Origin of the sequence: Vibrio sp. 1641 (assembly GCF_033339995.1) — a bacterium.
Classification (GTDB): domain Bacteria; phylum Pseudomonadota; class Gammaproteobacteria; order Enterobacterales; family Vibrionaceae; genus Vibrio; species Vibrio alginolyticus.
In genome coordinates this window covers 1-525 of sequence record NZ_JAWOVP010000495.1, presented here as the reverse complement: position 1 = coordinate 525, position 525 = coordinate 1, and the positions used below count along the sequence as shown (strand labels likewise).

Annotated in this window: 1 pseudogene; it reads right to left on the bottom strand. The window is 42.9% G+C overall.

What is annotated here, in order from left to right:
• Positions 1–525, bottom strand: a pseudogene (locus R7Z47_RS26760) (paraquat-inducible protein B); the annotation flags it as partial.

Sequence of the window (525 nt, the reverse complement as noted above, 5' to 3'; positions counted from 1 at the left end):
ACTAATGAGTTTGGTTTTTCATTTAGCTGTTTTAAAACAGGTTTGAATTCCGTCATCACCTTCTCTAGCTCTTTCAATGTCGATTCCATTTCACTGTACATTGTCGAGTTAGGGCCGTATCCATCCAGCGTTTTTTGCAGTTACTGTAAGCTTTGGCGAGTATCTGCAGGGCTCTCTTGTGTGTCTTTTTGGCTTAAGAGCTTATCTATGCTATTCGCCACTTTTTCTGCGGACGCCAAGGTGCGCTCAGACGTTTTCAACGTTGCGTTCAGAGACGTTAATGTATCTTCCATTGGCAAGTTATTAAGCTTGTTTAAGAAGTCATTTACTTGGCGCTGAACCTGTGCAAAGCCACCTCGCATTGTAGGGAAGACGTCTAGCCCTTCATACGTGTTTGCTTCATATGGCGTATCGTCTGGATAAAAATCCGCGTCAATGTACAGTGCACCAGTCAACAAATTCCCGGTTTTTAGTGTGCCACGAAGCCCTTTTGCAAACTCGTCTTTTAGTTTTTCTTTGAACATT